The 17,360-nt window shown below is 43.8% G+C and carries 21 protein-coding genes and 1 other RNA gene; 15 read left to right on the plus strand and 7 right to left on the minus strand.

From position 1 onward, the window contains the following. Window positions 1-711 carry an ABC transporter permease gene (locus ONZ52_RS20870; protein ID WP_265220574.1) on the plus strand — a complete coding sequence of 237 codons (711 nt, stop codon included), beginning with the start codon at window positions 1-3 and terminating at the stop codon, window positions 709-711. Window positions 712-802: 91 nt separating this feature from the next. Here the strand turns inward: ONZ52_RS20870 and ONZ52_RS20875 are convergent, their stop codons facing one another. Further along, entirely contained in the window at window positions 803-1,141 is a 339-nt protein-coding gene (locus ONZ52_RS20875) for a P-II family nitrogen regulator (RefSeq protein ID WP_111607907.1), read from the minus strand. Between the two features lie 137 nt (window positions 1,142-1,278). Here ONZ52_RS20875 and ONZ52_RS20880 point away from each other — a divergent pair, with 137 nt between their 5' ends. Next, window positions 1,279-1,647 carry a hypothetical protein gene (locus tag ONZ52_RS20880; protein WP_265220575.1) on the plus strand — a complete coding sequence of 123 codons (369 nt, stop codon included), beginning with the start codon at window positions 1,279-1,281 and terminating at the stop codon, window positions 1,645-1,647. 56 nt (window positions 1,648-1,703) lie between these two features. Here the strand turns inward: ONZ52_RS20880 and hemE are convergent, their stop codons facing one another. The 3 genes from hemE to ONZ52_RS20895 form a co-directional block, all read right to left on the minus strand. Then, on the minus strand, window positions 1,704-2,798 hold the full coding sequence (gene hemE / locus ONZ52_RS20885) for a uroporphyrinogen decarboxylase (RefSeq protein ID WP_265220745.1): 1,095 nt from the start codon (window positions 2,796-2,798) through the stop codon (window positions 1,704-1,706). 161 nt (window positions 2,799-2,959) lie between these two features. Then, a complete protein-coding gene (locus tag ONZ52_RS20890) occupies window positions 2,960-3,769 on the minus strand; it encodes a DUF2927 domain-containing protein (protein WP_265220576.1) in 810 nt (269 codons plus the stop codon). Further along, a complete protein-coding gene (locus ONZ52_RS20895) occupies window positions 3,726-4,262 on the minus strand; it encodes an NUDIX hydrolase (protein ID WP_265220577.1) in 537 nt (178 codons plus the stop codon). Before ONZ52_RS20895 ends, ONZ52_RS20890 begins: the two co-directional genes overlap by 44 nt. A 243-nt stretch (window positions 4,263-4,505) precedes the next feature. Here ONZ52_RS20895 and ONZ52_RS20900 point away from each other — a divergent pair, with 243 nt between their 5' ends. From ONZ52_RS20900 to traF (ONZ52_RS20950), 11 genes are all read left to right on the plus strand, one after another. Then, on the plus strand, window positions 4,506-4,712 hold the full coding sequence (locus tag ONZ52_RS20900) for a hypothetical protein (RefSeq protein WP_265220578.1): 207 nt from the start codon (window positions 4,506-4,508) through the stop codon (window positions 4,710-4,712). After that, window positions 4,699-5,523, plus strand: a complete 825-nt coding sequence (locus tag ONZ52_RS20905) for a succinylglutamate desuccinylase (protein ID WP_265220579.1) — start codon at window positions 4,699-4,701, stop codon at window positions 5,521-5,523. The genes ONZ52_RS20900 and ONZ52_RS20905 overlap by 14 nt, the downstream gene beginning before the upstream one ends. 104 nt (window positions 5,524-5,627) lie before the next feature. Then, window positions 5,628-6,605 (plus strand): zinc ABC transporter substrate-binding protein ZnuA, encoded by a 978-nt coding sequence (znuA, locus tag ONZ52_RS20910; protein WP_265220580.1) that lies wholly within the window; start codon window positions 5,628-5,630, stop codon window positions 6,603-6,605. Between the two features lie 118 nt (window positions 6,606-6,723). Beyond that, complete coding sequence (locus tag ONZ52_RS20915; protein WP_265220581.1) at window positions 6,724-7,698, plus strand: KpsF/GutQ family sugar-phosphate isomerase; 975 nt, start codon at window positions 6,724-6,726, stop codon at window positions 7,696-7,698. 118 nt (window positions 7,699-7,816) lie between these two features. After that, window positions 7,817-8,683: a 3-deoxy-8-phosphooctulonate synthase gene (gene kdsA / locus ONZ52_RS20920; protein ID WP_265220582.1), complete on the plus strand. Its 867-nt coding sequence runs from the start codon at window positions 7,817-7,819 to the stop codon at window positions 8,681-8,683. Window positions 8,684-8,686: 3 nt separating this feature from the next. Further along, window positions 8,687-8,989 carry a hypothetical protein gene (locus ONZ52_RS20925; protein ID WP_265220583.1) on the plus strand — a complete coding sequence of 101 codons (303 nt, stop codon included), beginning with the start codon at window positions 8,687-8,689 and terminating at the stop codon, window positions 8,987-8,989. 31 nt (window positions 8,990-9,020) lie between these two features. Further along, a complete protein-coding gene (locus ONZ52_RS20930; protein ID WP_265220584.1) occupies window positions 9,021-9,269 on the plus strand; it encodes a hypothetical protein in 249 nt (82 codons plus the stop codon). Beyond that, entirely contained in the window at window positions 9,269-10,063 is a 795-nt protein-coding gene (kdsB, locus tag ONZ52_RS20935; RefSeq protein WP_265220585.1) for a 3-deoxy-manno-octulosonate cytidylyltransferase, read from the plus strand. Before ONZ52_RS20930 ends, kdsB begins: the two co-directional genes overlap by 1 nt. A gap of 305 nt (window positions 10,064-10,368) precedes the next feature. Continuing rightward, the gene (traF, locus tag ONZ52_RS20940; RefSeq protein ID WP_265220586.1) at window positions 10,369-10,653 is read left to right on the plus strand and encodes a conjugal transfer protein TraF; all 285 of its coding nucleotides are present in this window, start codon (window positions 10,369-10,371) and stop codon (window positions 10,651-10,653) included. Continuing rightward, window positions 10,619-11,650: a conjugal transfer protein TraF gene (traF, locus tag ONZ52_RS20945; RefSeq protein ID WP_265220587.1), complete on the plus strand. Its 1,032-nt coding sequence runs from the start codon at window positions 10,619-10,621 to the stop codon at window positions 11,648-11,650. Before traF (ONZ52_RS20940) ends, traF (ONZ52_RS20945) begins: the two co-directional genes overlap by 35 nt. Window positions 11,651-11,766: 116 nt before the next feature. Then, window positions 11,767-13,179: a conjugal transfer protein TraF gene (gene traF / locus ONZ52_RS20950; protein WP_265220588.1), complete on the plus strand. Its 1,413-nt coding sequence runs from the start codon at window positions 11,767-11,769 to the stop codon at window positions 13,177-13,179. Window positions 13,180-13,263: 84 nt separating this feature from the next. On the opposite strand, the gene ONZ52_RS20955 is transcribed toward traF (ONZ52_RS20950), so the two are convergent. The 3 genes from ONZ52_RS20955 to ONZ52_RS20965 form a co-directional block, all read right to left on the minus strand. Next, complete coding sequence (locus tag ONZ52_RS20955; RefSeq protein ID WP_265220589.1) at window positions 13,264-13,848, minus strand: 5-formyltetrahydrofolate cyclo-ligase; 585 nt, start codon at window positions 13,846-13,848, stop codon at window positions 13,264-13,266. A 4-nt stretch (window positions 13,849-13,852) separates the two neighbouring features. After that, window positions 13,853-14,029: non-coding RNA, 6S RNA (ssrS, locus tag ONZ52_RS20960), on the minus strand. Between the two features lie 129 nt (window positions 14,030-14,158). After that, the gene (locus tag ONZ52_RS20965; RefSeq protein WP_111607919.1) at window positions 14,159-14,458 is read right to left on the minus strand and encodes a cell division protein ZapA; all 300 of its coding nucleotides are present in this window, start codon (window positions 14,456-14,458) and stop codon (window positions 14,159-14,161) included. Between the two features lie 144 nt (window positions 14,459-14,602). On the opposite strand from ONZ52_RS20965, the gene prfB reads away from it, so the two are divergent. Further along, window positions 14,603-15,698, plus strand: a protein-coding gene (gene prfB / locus ONZ52_RS20970; RefSeq protein ID WP_265220590.1) for a peptide chain release factor 2 whose coding sequence is annotated in 2 segments (ribosomal slippage) — window positions 14,603-14,674 and window positions 14,676-15,698 — 1,095 coding nt in all. Because the reading frame shifts where the segments join, the coding sequence is not laid out codon by codon here. 55 nt (window positions 15,699-15,753) lie between these two features. Continuing rightward, entirely contained in the window at window positions 15,754-17,256 is a 1,503-nt protein-coding gene (lysS, locus tag ONZ52_RS20975; protein ID WP_265220591.1) for a lysine--tRNA ligase, read from the plus strand. Window positions 17,257-17,360: the final 104 nt, after the last annotated feature.

A 17,360-nucleotide genomic window follows, 5' to 3' on the forward strand; every position in this document is an offset into this window, starting at 1 on the left:
ATGGACTTTTCGGTAGTTGTTGAATACTTCCCTCGTTTGCTTGAGGGGGCTTGGGTCAGTATTCAATTAGTGATGATATCCATTGTGCTTGGTGGTGTTTTTGCTTTGCCTATCGCTTTAGCGCGGATCTCTCCTGTGGCTTGGATAAGAGCAATCCCTTTTGCTTACATTTTTTTCTTTCGTGGTACGCCGTTATTGGTGCAGATCTTTTTGGTCTACTACGGTGCCTCACAATTTGATGTTGTTCGAGAAAGTGTGTTCTGGCCGATACTGAAAGAGCCATTTTGGTGTGCAATCATCGCTTTTACTCTGAATACGTCAGCTTATACAGCGGAGATCTTTCGTGGGGCGATTCAGGCCATCCCTCCAGGAGAAGTGGAAGCTTGCAAGGTGATCGGTATGACAAAAACGCAAATGTATCGTCGTGTTCTATTGCCGCGTGCATTTGGTATCGTATTACCAGCTTATGGTAATGAAATCATTCTGATGCTCAAGGGCAGTGCATTGGCGAGTACTATTACCATTTTGGATCTAACGGGAATGGCGAGAACTATTATTGCTAGAACCTATACGCCAATGGAAATATTCTTGGCGGCAGGTGCCATTTATTTGGTCATTAGTATTGTCATCATTGCCATTTTTCGTCAAATAGAGCAACGTCAGAATCGTTATTTAGGGACTTTATCTATTAAAGTTCCTGATAAAGGCTAGCGTCAACGAGGTTGCAAACATAAAAAAGAGGCCAAGGCCTCTTTTTTATGTTTAGTGCTTTAAGTGTGCGCTGCAAGACGCACCAATGGATCTAGATTGCATCCGCGCCTGTTTCGCCAGTACGAATACGAATGATTTGTTCAAGGGCGGTAACGAAAATTTTACCATCGCCAATTTTACCAGTATTAGCACTGTGTTGAATCGCTTCAATAGCGCGTTCTACTTGGTCTGTTTCAACCGCGAGCTCAAGTTTTACTTTCGGCAAAAAATCGACCACATATTCTGCACCACGATATAATTCAGTGTGACCTCGTTGGCGCCCAAATCCCTTCACTTCCGTGACGGTTATGCCGTTAATCCCAATTTCAGACAGTGCTTCACGCACTTCATCCAGTTTAAAAGGCTTAACAATCGCCGTAATCAATTTCATGTTTCTTCTCCATACGAATAAAGCATTATTTAACCTAAAAATACCACTCTATTGTAAAAGTCGCCACAGGCTAGAGGGTTATGATCTACATTTAATAGTGGTCTGTGTGTGATTTTATCGGAGTAGGAGGGCTTGAAATGAAAAAAATAACATCGAGCGAGCAATTTATGGACAAAGCTGCGTCATTGTTTGCGGATATTGCCAGTGTATTATCCACAAGAGAGGGCATTCGCCTATCCAGTGTGTCAACGCCTCAAAATGTGGCTTGTTATCAGGTAAGTGGCGTAAAACGTTGTTTGCTTTTAAGGCTGGTGTTGATTCCTATGTCAACGGGCCACGTTTTAGCACGGTTGTCTTGGCTTGATGGTCGAGGGATAGATCATGTTTGTTGCTACCTTAATGAGTCGTTCGAGCGTTTGTTGGTAGCGTCTGATGGTGGTTGGAAAAAACAAAAGAAAAGTGCCGAGTTACTCTGTTTGCAAGGTCTTGAGTCGTTGGTAGCGTGATGTAGCTCGGCACCAAACGTGGTAATTGGCTCCGAGCTAATACGTGGATCTACCGATTAAAGACCGTTTAATGCGTCTAAGTCATCGTATTTAGGTTCATGGTATTTTCGTCCAAGTTTGTGAACCGCATCAATCAAATATTTAGGGTGATCAGGGTGTACGAATTGATGAATGCCATGACCAAGATTAAATACGTGTCCACTACCTGTGCCGAAGCCTGATAAGACGTTTTCTACTTCACGCTCAATTACATCTTTGCCTGCATACAGAACACAAGGGTCTATGTTACCTTGTAAAGCCACGCTCTGGCCCACACGCGCTCGTGCTTCCGCGATATCGGTCGTCCAGTCTAAACCAAGTGCGTCGGTACCTGTGGCAGCCATGTTTTCCAACCATTGACCACCGTTTTTCGTAAATAAGATGACAGGGATTCGTTTTCCTTCATGAACACGGATAAGGCCATCTAAAATCTGCTTCATGTAGAGTAACGAAAATTGTTGATACATTGGGCCACTTAATACGCCTCCCCAAGTATCAAAGATTTGTAAGGCTTGTGCGCCGGCCAATATTTGACCGTTTAAATACGCTGTAACGGATTTTGCCAGTTTATCTAATAGCGCGTGTAAGATGTCAGGCGAACGGTACATCATGGCTTTAATGTGGCGAAAATCTTTGCTAGAACCGCCTTCCACCATATAGGTTGCCAGTGTCCATGGGCTACCAGAAAAGCCAATAAGGGGGACATGCCCATTGAGTGCGTGGCGAATGGTTGTTACCGCCTTCATCACATAATCTAAGTCGTTTGCTTGAGTAACTGGGATGGCATCGACATCGGCTTTGCCGCGAATGGTGTGTCTAAATTTGGGGCCTTCGCCTGTCTCAAAGTACAGTCCTAAACCCATTGCATCTGGAATGGTTAATATGTCCGAGAATAGAATGGCGGCATCTAGATTATAGCGTTCAAGTGGTTGCAGCGTGACTTCACAAGCAAATGCATCGTTTTTACAAAGACTCAAAAAATCGCCTGCGGTAGCGCGGCTAGCACGATACTCTGGTAGGTAACGTCCGGCCTGTCTCATCATCCATACAGGGGTAGTGTCGACAGGTTGTTTGAGTAATGCGCGCAAAAAGCGATCATTTTTGAGCCTCAGGAAACATTAGTACTCTCCAGTGTAAATTTTCAGTTGACGCATTTTACCTAACTTATGTAGGAAAAGCAGAGTGAATAAGCACAATTTATGAGAAGGTGGACTAAAAGGCCAATATTATTGATCTATCGCAGGGTTTGTTGATGGCTATATGGGGCGAATCATTAATCACCAAGATAAGTTTTTAAACTGTTTTTTTGCACCCGTTGTACAGCATTTTCGATGTCTTTATTGGCATGCAACTCGGCTAACACTTTGGGAAACGCCGCTTTGGTTTGTTTAACGTCCATACCGGGTTTTAGGTGGTGAGAATAGAGGGCTTTAAGCAGTAAATAATCCAATGGACTGATGTAGGTGTCTATGCTGACATCATTAAAAACCGAAGGAAATACGTCATTAGAATCGTTTGGAAGTCCCAGTAGTTGTGTGATCTCTTCCACGATACAATCTAAAAAGCGCGCTTTTCTGCGGGCGTAGTCGACAGGGATAATAATGCTGCCCTTGGTTATTTCGTATTTGCTATTACGGCTAAAATTACCTAGGCAGATCGCTTCGTCGAGTGCTTTACGGATTGTTTCTGGATCACCTATGTACTGGCGCACCTTGTTTTCCATGTTGTCATAAGACGTAAAAATGACAAAAATATTGGCTTGTTCAGGCAAGGTCGTAAAATCAATAGTCAGGCCTGTTATGTGGGCAAGGTGCTGAGCGTGGACACTGAGCAGTTCTTTTTGCAAGCTGGCATCACCCTGATCGCTTTCAAAAAACAGCTTAATAGGTTTATTCCAGCGTATCAGTTTAGGGTGTTTGGTTTCTTTGTATTCTCGTTCTAAAGCAATTTTTATGAAGCTTGCTTCTATGTAATCATCCTGTTGCCAACGCTCTTGCCCTAAAGAGTAAGAGGCAACAAAAAGAGTGAAGAGGCCAATACTATAGCGGGTCGCTGTCTTTAGGTTGCGTAAGCTTATGCGCATAATGGCGAAGTGCTTCTAATGAGTCAGGTGTAAAGGAAAGATTATTTCTGTTAAGTAGAATGTCGTCAATGGCCATTTCATGTACAGAAGCGACTTCTTTGGGCTGTAAGGTAAGTTCACCATGGATGGCTTCATCATAGTGACAAGTATAAATTTTGCCCCAAATTTTAAAACCTTTCCCCTCTGTGAAAAAGACGCCTTGGCTTGTGAGAGGGGCATCAAAACCTAATTCTTCTTGCAGTTCTCTGTGTGCAGAATCTATGTAAGACTCGTTTTTTTCAACCACTCCGCCTGTTGTAATGCCGTAATAACCCGGACAGAAGGCTTTGTCGTCTGTACGTTTTTGAACGATTAAATTACCTTTCGTATTGAACACTAAAATGTAGGTGACACGGTGGTAATCTCTGCCAAAGTTCATTAGGTGTCGTGGTACATCGCCAATAATGGTGTTGTTTTGGTCGACTAGGATAATGACTTCGTCATTTTCGGGCATAAAATACTCAATTTAATGGTGCTACGAATAGAAAGGGAAAGGGTATCGGCATTTTCTCTGAAAGAAAAGACTTCTTGGTTATTAATAAGAGTAGTCGATCATAAAGCAAACAGGTTACTTATGTCATTTGTCTTAAAAGCGACCTATTTTTCTGTTTTCCGCACGACCCTCTAAAAGATGAGCCTCCCATTGCTAAAAAAACGCTATTATGATGTTTATTTTCGACTTAATTGGGTAGGGAAAATGACCATTTTAAACCATGATTTTTTGGCCTTAACATTGGCAAATCCCAACGGTATGGCACCCTTTCAATTTACTTTTTCCAGTGGTACTGGCGTTGTGGAAGAGACGGGGATTTTACGACTTGAACCAAATCGAAAAAGTCGCGTCAGTGTAGTTTTATCCGCTGGTATTCACGGTAACGAAACGGGTTCTAATGGAGTTAATTAATCAGCTGGTGAGGGATATTTTAGCCGGTAAGTTGACCTTAGGCGTGCGTTTATTGGTGATCATAGGTCATCCGGTTGCCGCGAATGCTGCGACGCGCTTTTGTGACGTTAATTTGAACCGGTTGTTCAGTGGTGCTTGGCGGAATTATGCTGGGATTGAGGTGCAAAGAGCCGAACGGCTTGAGATGGCGGTGAATGATTTTTATGCTTTATCATCGACCGACAGCGAACATATTCGGCTGCACTATGACTTGCACACGGCTATTCGTGGCTCGATGCATGAAAAGTTTGTAGTTTATCCATTTGTCGAGAACGCGCATTATAGTAAACAGCAATTGGCTTTTTTTGCGGCCAGTCAGATTGAAGCGGTGCTTTTATCACATCAACCGACAACGACGTTTTCTTATTACAGTTATTCTGTGCATGGTGCGCATGCTTTTACAGTTGAGTTAGGCAAGGTCTATCCATTTGGGCAGAATGATTTGTCGTGTTTTACTGCATTGGAAAAAAATCTACGCCAACTGTTGGAAAAAGGCTGTTTGGCTGAGTCATCCTTGTCTTCTTTGTGTATTTTTAATGTATTGGACGCACTTGTTAAAGACGATGACAGTTACGAGTTAAATATTGATCAGAATACTAAAAACTTTACCCAATTTACTGAGGGTTACCCTCTAGCGCAATCGAAAAAAAGCGTGTATCGGGTAAAGCGAACCGGTGATGCCATTGTATTTCCGAATACCAATCTGCCGGTTGGTCAGAGAGCGGGGTTGGTTGTGCGAGCGATATCGGTAGACGCGTTGTCGTTAATCTAATCAGTCGTTATTTTCGCTTAGACGCTAAAGAGATTTGAGGTAACCCCTTGAATCTCTTTTTTTATGTCGTATTGTTACGTTATAACGTTTATATGGTGTTGAAAATGAATAAAGTATTTCTTGCGCTAGGTGTTTCTGTTTTATCGCCTTTGGCTTTAGCCAAACCTGTCATTGCTACCAGTATTAAGCCTGTTTCTATGGTTGTTGCTGCGATTGCGGGTGATAAAGCGGATATTCAACAAATTGTATCGAGTACTGCTTCGCCTCATGATTTTGCGATGCGCCCTTCAGACCTGAAAAAGATCACCGATGCCGATACTGTGGTGTGGGTAGGGGAATCCCTAGAGCGGTTTTTAGAAAAGCCGCTTGAGAATGCAGGCAAAGAAGCCTCTTCGATTGAATGGCTTGCCTTGGAAGGGATGAAGCTGCATAACTTTGCGGAAGAGCACCATGACGATCATGAAAAGCATGATGATCATGAAAAGCATGATGATCATGAAAAGCATGACGATCACGAACACCATGATGAGCACGAAGGGCATGAAGGGCATGAAGGGCATGACCATTCTGGTATTGATCCACATGTTTGGCTATCACCAGATAACGCTTTAGTGCTGGCAAAAGCTGTGACGGCCCGTTTGGTTTCTTTGGATTCTGCCAATGCCGACTATTACAAAGGCAACTTAGTATCGTTTGAAAAAGGCCTGGGTGCGAAAGACGCCGAAATTCGTAACGCACTGAATAAAGTGAATAAAGTGCCTTATATCGTCTTTCATGATGGCTACAGCTATTTTGAACAGCATTATGGGCTGCAAAATGTCGGTGAAATTACCGTCAGTCCAGAGCGCAAACCAGGGGCGAAAAAAGTGGCGGAAATTCGTCATGAAATTGAAGAAAACAAGGTTCAATGTGTTTTCAGCGAGCCGCAGTTTAGCCCAGCTATTGTCAAAACCTTGTTAGAAGGTTCTAATGTAAAAACCGCTCCTCTTGATCCTCTAGGTAGTCAGATAAAAATGGGTACGAACGCGTATTTTTCTTTCTTAGACAGTTTGAGTGGGCAATTTCTTAACTGCTTAGGGTAATGATCTCCGCTTTTGGGTCGCTTGTCAGAGAGGAAAAACCGCTCTTTGATAGGCGACTTGCTCTCTCCTCTGTATAATAATGGCACTTTCTGATTATTACGCTGAGTTGAGAGGCTGTATGAGCGACCCATCTATTAAGAGTATTGACTCCGATGTGCTTATTGAGAGTGCTCGACGCACTCTATCTACCCAAGCACAAGCTCTGGCTAACTTGGTGAATCAAGTCACCGAAGAGTTTGCTAAAGCGGTTCGAATGATTCTAACCAGTAAAGGCCGCACGATTATTTGCGGTATGGGCAAATCCGGATTGATTGGTAAAAAAATCGCCGCCACGCTCGCTTCGACCGGTACACCCAGTTTCTTTCTTCATCCTGGTGAAGCCTTCCACGGGGATTTGGGGATGATTCAACCTGAAGATGTTTTAGTATTGATCAGTTTTTCAGGTGAAACAGAAGAGCTTATGCGTTTGCTGCCTTCATTAAAAAGCTTCGGTAATCCCAGTATTGCCATGGTCGGAAATATAGACTCTACTTTGGCGAAACACTGTGATTGCGTATTAGACCTTTCTATCGATAAAGAAACTTGCCCGAACAATCTTGCCCCCACTACGTCGACCACAATGACAACCGCCATGGGGGATGCATTGGCCGTTGCTTTGATGGAGTGCCGCAATTTTCAGCCACAAGACTTTGCTCGATTTCATCCTGGTGGCAGCCTAGGTCGTAAGCTGCTGACTCGTGTCAAAGATCTTATGCACAAAGATAATCTTCCTATTTGCGCACCAAACACCACCTTAAAAGACGCTATTTCCGTCATGACTCACGGTAGAATGGGCGTCGTTTTAATTCAGGATGAGGGGAAATTGTTGGGAATCTTCACCGATGGTGACTTGCGTCGCGCTATGTTAAAAGAAAGCGAGGGCATGATACACAAAACCATGGCAAGCTTGATGACGCCTAATCCTAAAACCATCAATGAGAATGTGATGATAGTGCAAGCGGAAGAGCAAATGCTGCGCGATAAAATCACCTTGCTCGTGGTCGTGGACGATGCGAAAAACTTATCTGGAATTTTAGAGATTTACGATCGATAAGCCATAAGGTGCCTTTGCAAGATTATAGTGCTTGCGGCATCAAATACAGTATCTACCTTATTTATATCGCACGCTGAAGCGTAAGTGTGCGTTAACTTAGATTAATAATGGAGTTCTCATGACACAGCTATCTCAGGCATCAAAAATCATTAAAATTGGTAGCAAAATTGAAGTGGCTAACCATCTTCCTTTTGTGTTGTTCAGTGGCGTTAACGTATTGGAATCTCGCGATTTGGCCATGCGCGTTGCAGAAGAACATGTAAAAGTGACGGAAGCGCTGGGCATTCCTTATGTGTTTAAAGGCTCCTTTGATAAGGCGAACCGCTCGTCTATTAACTCTTTCCGTGGCCCAGGTATGGAAGAGGGGTTAAAAATTCTGCAAGAGATCAAAGAGACATTTGGTGTGCCTGTGATTACCGATGTACACGAGGCTTACCAATGTGCACCTGTGGCGGAAGTGGCAGACGTGATTCAATTGCCGGCGTTCTTATCGCGCCAAACGGATTTAGTTATTGCGATGGCGAAAACGGGCGCGGTTATTAACATTAAAAAAGCCCAGTTCTTAGCCCCTCATGAGATGAAGCATATCCTGACAAAATGCCAAGAAGCTGGAAATGATCAACTTATGTTGTGTGAGCGTGGCACCATGATGGGGTATAACAACCTAGTCGTCGACATGCTGGGTTTTGGCGAAATGAAAAAGTTTGGTTTCCCTGTCATGTTTGACGTGACACACTCTTTGCAGCGTCCGGGCGGTCGTGAAGATTCAGCGGATGGTCGCCGTGCGCAAGTGACAGAATTGGCTCGTGCAGGCATGTCGCTTGGCTTATCGAGTTTGTTCCTAGAAACACACCCAGACCCAAACAATGCAAAATGCGATGGGCCGTGTGCGTTGCCTTTGGGCAAATTAGCGCCGTTCCTAAAGCAAATGAAGCAGCTTGATGAGTTGGTGAAAACCTTTGAAGAATTGGATACGAGTGCTTAATAAATGGATATGGCTTTTCTGACTTCTTATCCAGTATTGAACAACGATCTAACTTTGCTGCCAACATTACAAGCTTTGAAGTTGGTTGTGTTTGATGTGGATGGCGTTTTAACCGATGGTCGTCTGTTATATACCGAGCATGGGGAAACCCTAAAGCGCTTCAATGTCAAAGATGGTGTGGCGATGAAGCTATTGCCACAGTGGGGCGTTCAGGTAGCCGTGATTACCGCGAAAGACTCCGCCCCATTGAGACAAAGGATGAAAGAGCCTCAAGGTCGCGCATTTTTACCCTGGTTGTCACAATAAAGCCGCCGCATTTAATGAGTTGATAGCGCAGTTGGGCATTACCTCAGCGGAAGCCGCTTACGTGGGCGATGATGTGATTGATCTTCAGGTCATGCCAAATGTTGGTGTGGCCTTATGTCCAGCAGATGCACATATTTTAGTGCAGCGTTATTGTCACCTAGTGCTGAATAAGAGCGCTGGCGAAGGTGTCGCACGGGAAGTGGCTGACATGGTGTTGGCATCTCGTATGCCTTTAGAGCAAGCTTATGAATTGGCGCAAAAACCGGAGTTTGAAAAATAATGACCATGCAATCTTTACCTGATTTTCACATTGTTATTCCTGCTCGTTACGCTTCTCAGCGTTTTCCGCAAAAATTGATGGCAGACTTAGGTAGCAAACCCGTGTTGCAATGGGTTTATGAACTGGCGCTAAAAGCGGGGGCACAATCGGTCACTGTGGCGACAGATCACGAGGTTATCGAACAAGCGGCATTAGCGTTTGGGGCGTCTGTTGTGATGACCCGTGATGACCATGAAAATGGTACCGAACGTTTGGCTGAAGTGGCGGCTAAAAAAGGCTGGAAAGGGGATGAGATCGTCGTCAACGTACAAGGCGATGAGCCTTTTTTGCCTGTTAACTTGATTCACTCCAGTGTGATTGCGCTAAACCAAGACAAAGAAGCCGAGATGGCGACGGTTGCTTGTGTGATTGATCAGGTTGAAGATTTCTTTAACCCTAATGTGGTGAAAGTGGTTTGTGATGAGAAACAGCGTGCGCTGTATTTCAGTCGTGCCCCCATGCCTTGGGACAGGGATGGTTTTGCTAGCAATACTGAAAAAACGGGCTTTTTGCCTGTTGATTTCCCCGCTCTTCGCCACATAGGTTTGTACGTTTATCGAGCTAGTTTGCTGGCTAAATACACCGATCTGCCTATGTCACCATTAGAGCGTTGGGAAAAGCTTGAGCAGCTACGTTTTTTGCATCAAGGTATCAAGGTGCAAGTGGCGCTCGCGGATGGGTTGCCGACCCATGGTGTTGATACACCTGAAGACCTGGAGAAGCTTCGTTATCAGTTGTCTTTGGATGTGAATTAGTTCGACAGTTTGAAAAAGTATCCCCCAAGAAAGTGGCAAGATGTATTCATATCTGCCACTTTTTTTGTTCTTAATTTGTACAAATTCCAGTCTATTTTTATATCTAATAGGTTCAATATGTGGCTTTTTATTCAATAATCTGCTTTTTGAAGGGTTATTTATATCTTTTTGTTTTATTTTGTTGCGGGAATGGCGATTAAATTGTCTTAATATTGTATGAAATGTGTAAAAAAAGTCTTACAATTATCTTTGTTGAGATAGACTATCTTACCGTTGTTTATACTTGTTTTATGAAGGATTCCGTAATGAAAAAAATGGCGATTGTTTCTATGAGTTTGTTGAGTACCGCTGTAATGTCGGCGATGCCTGTTAACCACCCTGTAGGCTCTAGTTTTACTTTAAGCAGTGCACCGAATATTAGAGCTTTATCGACTGCGCTTGGAAATCCCGCAGCGCCTTTTTTGATGGTCAATCAAGATGATAATGATAGTTTCCGATTTGGTATTTTAGGCCCATTGAGTATTGGTGTTGAGATGGGCGATGTAAGTGATTTGGATGATCGCGCAGAAGAGACTCGAAGATCTAATTGATGCTACCTATGCCAATGCGACGGAAGCGAATAATGCCCTTAACAAAGCAAATGGCATACTAAATGAAATAGGTGATACGGCTTACATAAAGGTCTCTGCAAGCATGCAAGTTCCTTTTATGCCATTGATTTATAAAACTAAAAACAATGGAGCTTTCATGCTAGACGCCAGTCTTTCTGGTGTGGCGCGTGCTAATGTGATTACCGACGATATTACGGTAAATGGTTCGGATGAGTTAGTAACGGACACTTCTTTCCAAGCCAAAACTGCAACAGATCTACAAATTGGCCTAGGCTACAGTCAATCTATGTGGCAAAACGATCATGGTATGTTGATAGGTGGCGCAAAAGCCAGCCTACATGATATTTCTATGGGTCGTGCGCTTGTGTCTTTAAGCGATGAAAGTGATAACGCTGACGATGCCATTTCCGACGCCATTTCTGATGATGCCGTTAGTAGTACGGGGGTAAGTCTCGATTTGGGGGCTGTTTGGGTGTCTAATTATTACCAAGTGGGCGTGACGGTTGCTAACATCAATGAGCCTGAATTTGATGGGGCGCCAATTAACCAAAGCTGTGCGACGGAAAGTTGTGCTGCAGCTGGACGTTTAATTAATAAAGGTAAATTAACCGCCAGCGAAGATTACGTCATGGAAATGCAAACCACAATTGATGCCGCAGTATCCACTAAAGGCAAGCAAGTGACTTTGGGTGTTTCCTACGATACCAATGAAGTAAAAGATGCCGTAGGAGATGAATACCAATGGGCGGCTGCTTCTTTGTCTTACTACGGTGATTCGCATTTCCTACCTGGTATTCGTGTGGGCTACCGTCAGAATATGGTTGGTACCGAACTTAGCTACGCTTCTCTCGGCTTAACATTCTTGAAACGTCTCAATATTGATCTTGCTGTTGCACTCGATACGGTGAAAGACGAAGACGGTGATGATTTGCCACGCGGTGGTTATTTCTCAATTGGCTACGATACTGCCTTCTAAAATGTAAAGATTTCATAAGAAAAGCCGATGACTTTAGATGTCCTCGGCTTTTTTTATCTCAGTGGTAGGCGTTTTCGCATGCAGGGCTGTGTGGTATGGATTATTGTGAGCAAAGCATGAAAAAGTATTTTGTAGTTATTGGCCTAAGTATATGCAGTACTTATTCTGTGGCGTCGATGAATGTATATCAGCCCATAGGCTCTAGTATAGTCTTGGGAAATTATGGCAATCGCCATGCATTATCGACTGCATCAGGGAACCCTGCCTCTTCTTATTTGATGGCAAATCTACAAGGGTTTCGAGTCAATTTTTTAGGTCCATTAGCAATTGGTATTGAGGGCGGTGGTGTAAATGATATCAATGATAAGGTGGATGAACTTGAAGCCATCTTTGATGAAGATTTTACCTCCAGTATTGATGTTGAGGCGATTAAAACAGAGGCTCAATCGGCGTCAGATCCGGATGCTTTTGTGGTGGCTAAAATTGACGAAGTGTTAGCGGATATTAATAGTTCCCTTGATTCGGCTGATAAAGTGATTTCCGATATCAGCCAAACTACGTACGCAAAATTTTCGACTACTGTGCAAGGACCTTTTTTACCTATTATTTATAAAACCAGACGTCGTGGAGTTTTTACGCTTGATGCGAGTGCTTCGTTAGTTGGGCGAGCGGATGTCTTGGCGGATAATTTAACACTTACGGGTGTTGACGAATTGGAAGCAGTTACCAGTGCTTCTGAGCTTGATACTGTTAATGTTGATGACGCAGATGTCGAGTCTGATACCTCTGTGTATATGAAGAGGGCGTCTGATTATCATTTTAGTGTGGGTTACAGCGAAATGGTGTCTCGTTCAGAAACCAGTGCTCTGATAGTGGGTGGGCGGCTGAATTTTCACCGACTTGCTTTAGATCAAAAGCTGACTGTTCTGACGGAAGATGAAGATTCCAGTGTGTCTTACAGCGACTTTTTCTTAAGTCGTGACTCCGTATCGTCTGGTGTTTCTTTGGATTTGGGGCTTATTTTAGCGGCACGTAATTTTCAACTTGGCGCGTCGATAGCTAACGTCAATGAGCCTGAGTTTGATTATAAAGGTTTAGTAAGTGACTGTACGGGATTAATCGGAGCCGATAAGACGAGTTGTGAAGCCGCTCTAAGGTTTGCCGGCAAAGGTGTTTTCTCGCTAAACGAAACCTATAAAATGGAAGCGCAAATGACAGTTGATGCTGCGATCAAAAGTAAAGACCAGCATTTCTCTCTTGCAGGCTCTTATGATGTGAATGCCATAGCGGATCCGTTAGGTGATGAATATCAATGGGCGACAGTATCCTTGTCTTATTTTAGTGATAACTGGATATTGCCGGGTATGCGTATTGGTTATCGAAAAAACTTGGTTGGTAGCGAGTTAAATTATTACACGGCTGGCCTTACGTTTTATCGACGTTTAGATGTTGATGTTGCATATGCACCTGAAAACGATGATGGTAATAGTGGGGCTTATGTGTCCGTTGGTTATAGCTTTGTCTATTAACTTGTTATGTTGGACCAAAATAACTAAGCTGAAAAATTTCGATTGAAAGAGCTTACAGTAAAGCTTTTTCAATCAGATACGATGCTACACCTTGATGAACTGTGTCGGGGTAATAATGGCTTGCAATGGCACATCCCAACCTTCAACGGGGAGGTTTTTTACTTCTTGGCAGTCATGCGCTAAACCTATTAATAACGGTTTTTCATCGGTTTTTTTGTTGGCAAAGGTTCTGTCGTAAAAACCGCCGCCCATACCTAGACGGCCTCCGTTGGAGTCAAATCCCACTAAGGGTAAAAACACAATATCCAGATCAGCACCTGCAATGTGTTCCGTTGTTGTCGGTTCTTGGATACCGTAAACATTGCTTTGCCATTTTGTTTCTGGAACGTAACGTGCAAAGACTAATTGCTTGTCTTGGATGACAGGCAGATAAATGGCGATATCTTGCTGCCAAAAATATTCACATAATAAATGCGGAGAAATTTCACCATCATTGGACAGATATAAGGCCACCTTGTTGGGGGATTGCGCTTGCTGGTCTAAGAAATGTTTGGTTGTGCGCATAACCAACGCTTGTGCCGCGTTACGTTGCTCATCAACCGATAAGCTTCTTCTGGTTTGGCGTAATTGACGACGCAGGGTTTGTCTAGGATCGAGATGAGAGGTCATAAAAGAGTTTCCCAAGTTGCCGTTTCGGCTATTGGCCTTGAACCCAGTGGTTCAAGGTGGAAAGAACTGTGACTCTTTAGGCTTTCCGACGCACGGACATGCACACCAAACCAGCAGGCTCTTTCCGGGTATTACTCATAGGCTCAAGGGCGTTAAGCCGCTTCGAACAACCCAGGAAACGAACTTCAGTATAGAGTAACTCAAAGGAGAAATCACCCAATAGCCTGGTTCGTTTTCTGTATTGTATGAAGAAAATTCGTGTTCTAGGCTTGCAATCGAAAAAGTAGGTCAAGGAATAAACCACAGGTGATTATTCATTAACCAATTTTGTTTCGTGGGCTAATGCCGCATCAAGCTGCGACGTCAGTTCTCGCAACTGTTGCTCGTTAGAACGGGCGTATTTTCGACTTGAAAGCATATCGTGAGTAATATTCAATGCAGCCAGTACGGCTATTTTTTCAAGGCCAACAATTTTTCCGCTGGCTTTGATTTCACGCATTTGATTGTTTAAATATTCAGCGGCTTCTTTCAAATCCGGTTCGTGCCCTTTAGGGCAATTTATCTTATAACTTTGTCCCAGTATGGCGACAGTGACTGTTGGTTTATCCATATTGACTCCATTTGATAGCAAGGCCCACAAAAAATGGTCTGTTTTTCCATCATTGGGTAGCGAATGGCATTTTATGCTGCGAGTAAATTCGTTACAATTCCGAATCATCTTTATTCACACTGTTTATAGCAAATTGACGCCAATATGGAAATAAACCCGATAGTTTCTAAGATAAAAGACCTTTCAGCACGTGCTTTAACCCTTCGGGGGTATCTTTGACTACGAGTCAAAGAAAGAGCGCTTAGAGGAAGTGAACCGTGAACTGGAAGATTCTGCAATTTGGAACGATCCAGAATACGCACAAAAACTTGGTAAAGAGCGTGCTGCGCTCGAAGCCGTTGTTGAAACCCTAGACAGTATGGAGTCTGGTTTAAACGACTCTAAAGAGCTGCTAGAAATTGCCGTCGAAGAAAACGACGAAGATTCAGTAGAAGCGGTGCAACTTGAACTGGAAGAGCTGGAAGCTTTGCTAGCCAAGTTGGAGTTTCGTCGTATGTTCTCGAAAGAAATGGACGAGAACAGTGCCTTCTTGGATATTCAGTCCGGATCCGGTGGAACTGAGGCTCAAGATTGGGCCAACATCCTGTTACGTATGTACTTACGTTGGGGCGAAGATAAAGGCTTTAACGTTGAGCTAATGGAAGTCTCGGCTGGTGATGTGGCGGGAATAAAATCAGCGACCATTCGTTTTGAAGGGGAATACGCTTTTGGCTGGTTACGAACCGAAACAGGCGTGCACCGTTTGGTTCGTAAGTCTCCTTTTGATTCTGGTAACCGTCGCCATACGTCGTTTGCGTCTGTGTTTGTTTCTCCTGAAGTGGACGACAACGTAGACATCGAGATCAATCCGGCGGACATCCGTACTGATACCTATCGTTCATCTGGAGCGGGTGGTCAGCACGTAAACACGACAGATTCTGCGGTACGTATTACTCACGTTCCGACGGGGATCGTCGTACAGTGTCAGAATCAGCGTTCGCAACATGCAAACCGCGATTTTGCCATGAAACAACTTCGTGCCAAATTGTACGAGTTTGAAATGATGAAACGCAATGAAGCAGCACAAGCCTTAGAGGACAGTAAGTCTGATATTGGTTGGGGCAGTCAGATTCGTTCATACGTATTAGACGCATCACGTATTAAGGATTTGCGTACGGGTGTGGAGACCTCCAATACGGGGGCGGTACTAGATGGCAATCTAGACCAGTTTATTGTTGCAAGCTTGAAGCAAGGCCTGTAACGAGCAGAATGTATTTTTAAACCTTTTTGAATTTTATAAAGAGCAATAGCAAACCATGGCTAACGAAAACAGCACAGAATCCACCCTGCAATCTGATGACAATCGCCTAGTAGCCGAGCGTCGTGGCAAATTGGCCGCTATTCGTGCAGAACGAAATGCGTTTCCCAATACCTTTCGTCGTAACGCATACGCTGCAGACCTTCAAGCGGAATTTGGCGAACTAGAAAAAGCCGAGCTAGAAGAAAAAGATCATAAAGTCAGCATTGCGGGCCGTATTATTCGTAACCGTGGTGCGTTTATGTTGCTACAAGACATGACTGGCCAAATTCAAGCTTACGTCAATCGTAAAGCCTTGAGTCCAGAGCTATTGGCTGATCAAAAAACATGGGATTTAGGCGATATCATTGGTATCTCTGGCCCTGTGCATAAATCTGGCAAAGGTGACTTGTACATTGATATGCAAGAAGCGCAATTGCTTACCAAATCTCTACGTCCACTGCCAGATAAGCATCATGGTTTAGCGGATATGGAAATGCGTTACCGCCAGCGTTATGTTGATTTGATTGTCAATGAAGAGTCTCGCGAGACGTTTCAAATGCGTTCAAAAATCATCTCTACGATTCGTCGTTTCCTAGAAGATCGTCGTTTCATGGAAGTGGAAACGCCTATGTTACAAACCATTCCAGGTGGTGCCTCAGCACGCCCGTTCGTGACGCATCATAATGCTATGGACATGAGTATGTACTTGCGTATCGCGCCAGAACTTTATTTGAAGCGTTTGGTTGTGGGTGGCTTTGAACGTGTATTCGAGATTAACCGTAACTTCCGTAACGAAGGTACCTCGACTCGTCACAATCCAGAATTCACCATGATCGAATTCTACCAAGCGTATGCAGACTACAAAGATCTAATGGATCTAACGGAAGACATGCTGCGCACGGTTGCAGAAAAAGTACTGGGTACAACAAAAGTGACCTACCAAGGCTCTGAATACGACTTTGGTGCGCCCTTTGTTCGTATGAGCATGTTAGATTCGATTTTGCACTACAATCCAGAATTGACAGCGGCTGACCTAGAAACATTAGAAAGCGCGACAGCTGTGGCGAAGAAACTAAAAATCGACGTAAAACCGATTTGGGGTCTTGGTAAATTATGGACAGAAATCTTCGAAGAAACCGCCGAGCATAAACTGGATCAACCGACTTTCATTACGGAATACCCAGCGGAAGTGTCCCCACTTGCCCGTCGTAATGACGATAATGACTTTATCACTGATCGTTTTGAATTCTTTGTCGGTGGACGTGAAATCGCTAACGGTTTCTCGGAGCTTAATGATCCAGAAGACCAAGCCGAGCGTTTCATGCGTCAGGTTGCAGAAAAGGACGCAGGCGATGATGAAGCCATGCATTATGATGCAGACTATATCAATGCGCTAGAATACGGTTTACCACCTACCGCGGGAGAAGGTATTGGTATCGACCGTTTGGTGATGCTGTTCACCAATGCACCTTCAATTCGTGACGTATTATTGTTCCCACATATGCGCCCTCAGGACTAATCCTAGGCCGGATAGTCACTGACAAAAATCCTAATGTATTTATAAGGCCTCAATTGAGGCCTTATTTTGTTTTTATACTCTATTTTTGATGACGTACAACGGAG

The sequence above is a fragment of the Marinomonas rhodophyticola genome (assembly GCF_026113935.1).
GTDB lineage: Bacteria > Pseudomonadota > Gammaproteobacteria > Pseudomonadales > Marinomonadaceae > Marinomonas > Marinomonas rhodophyticola.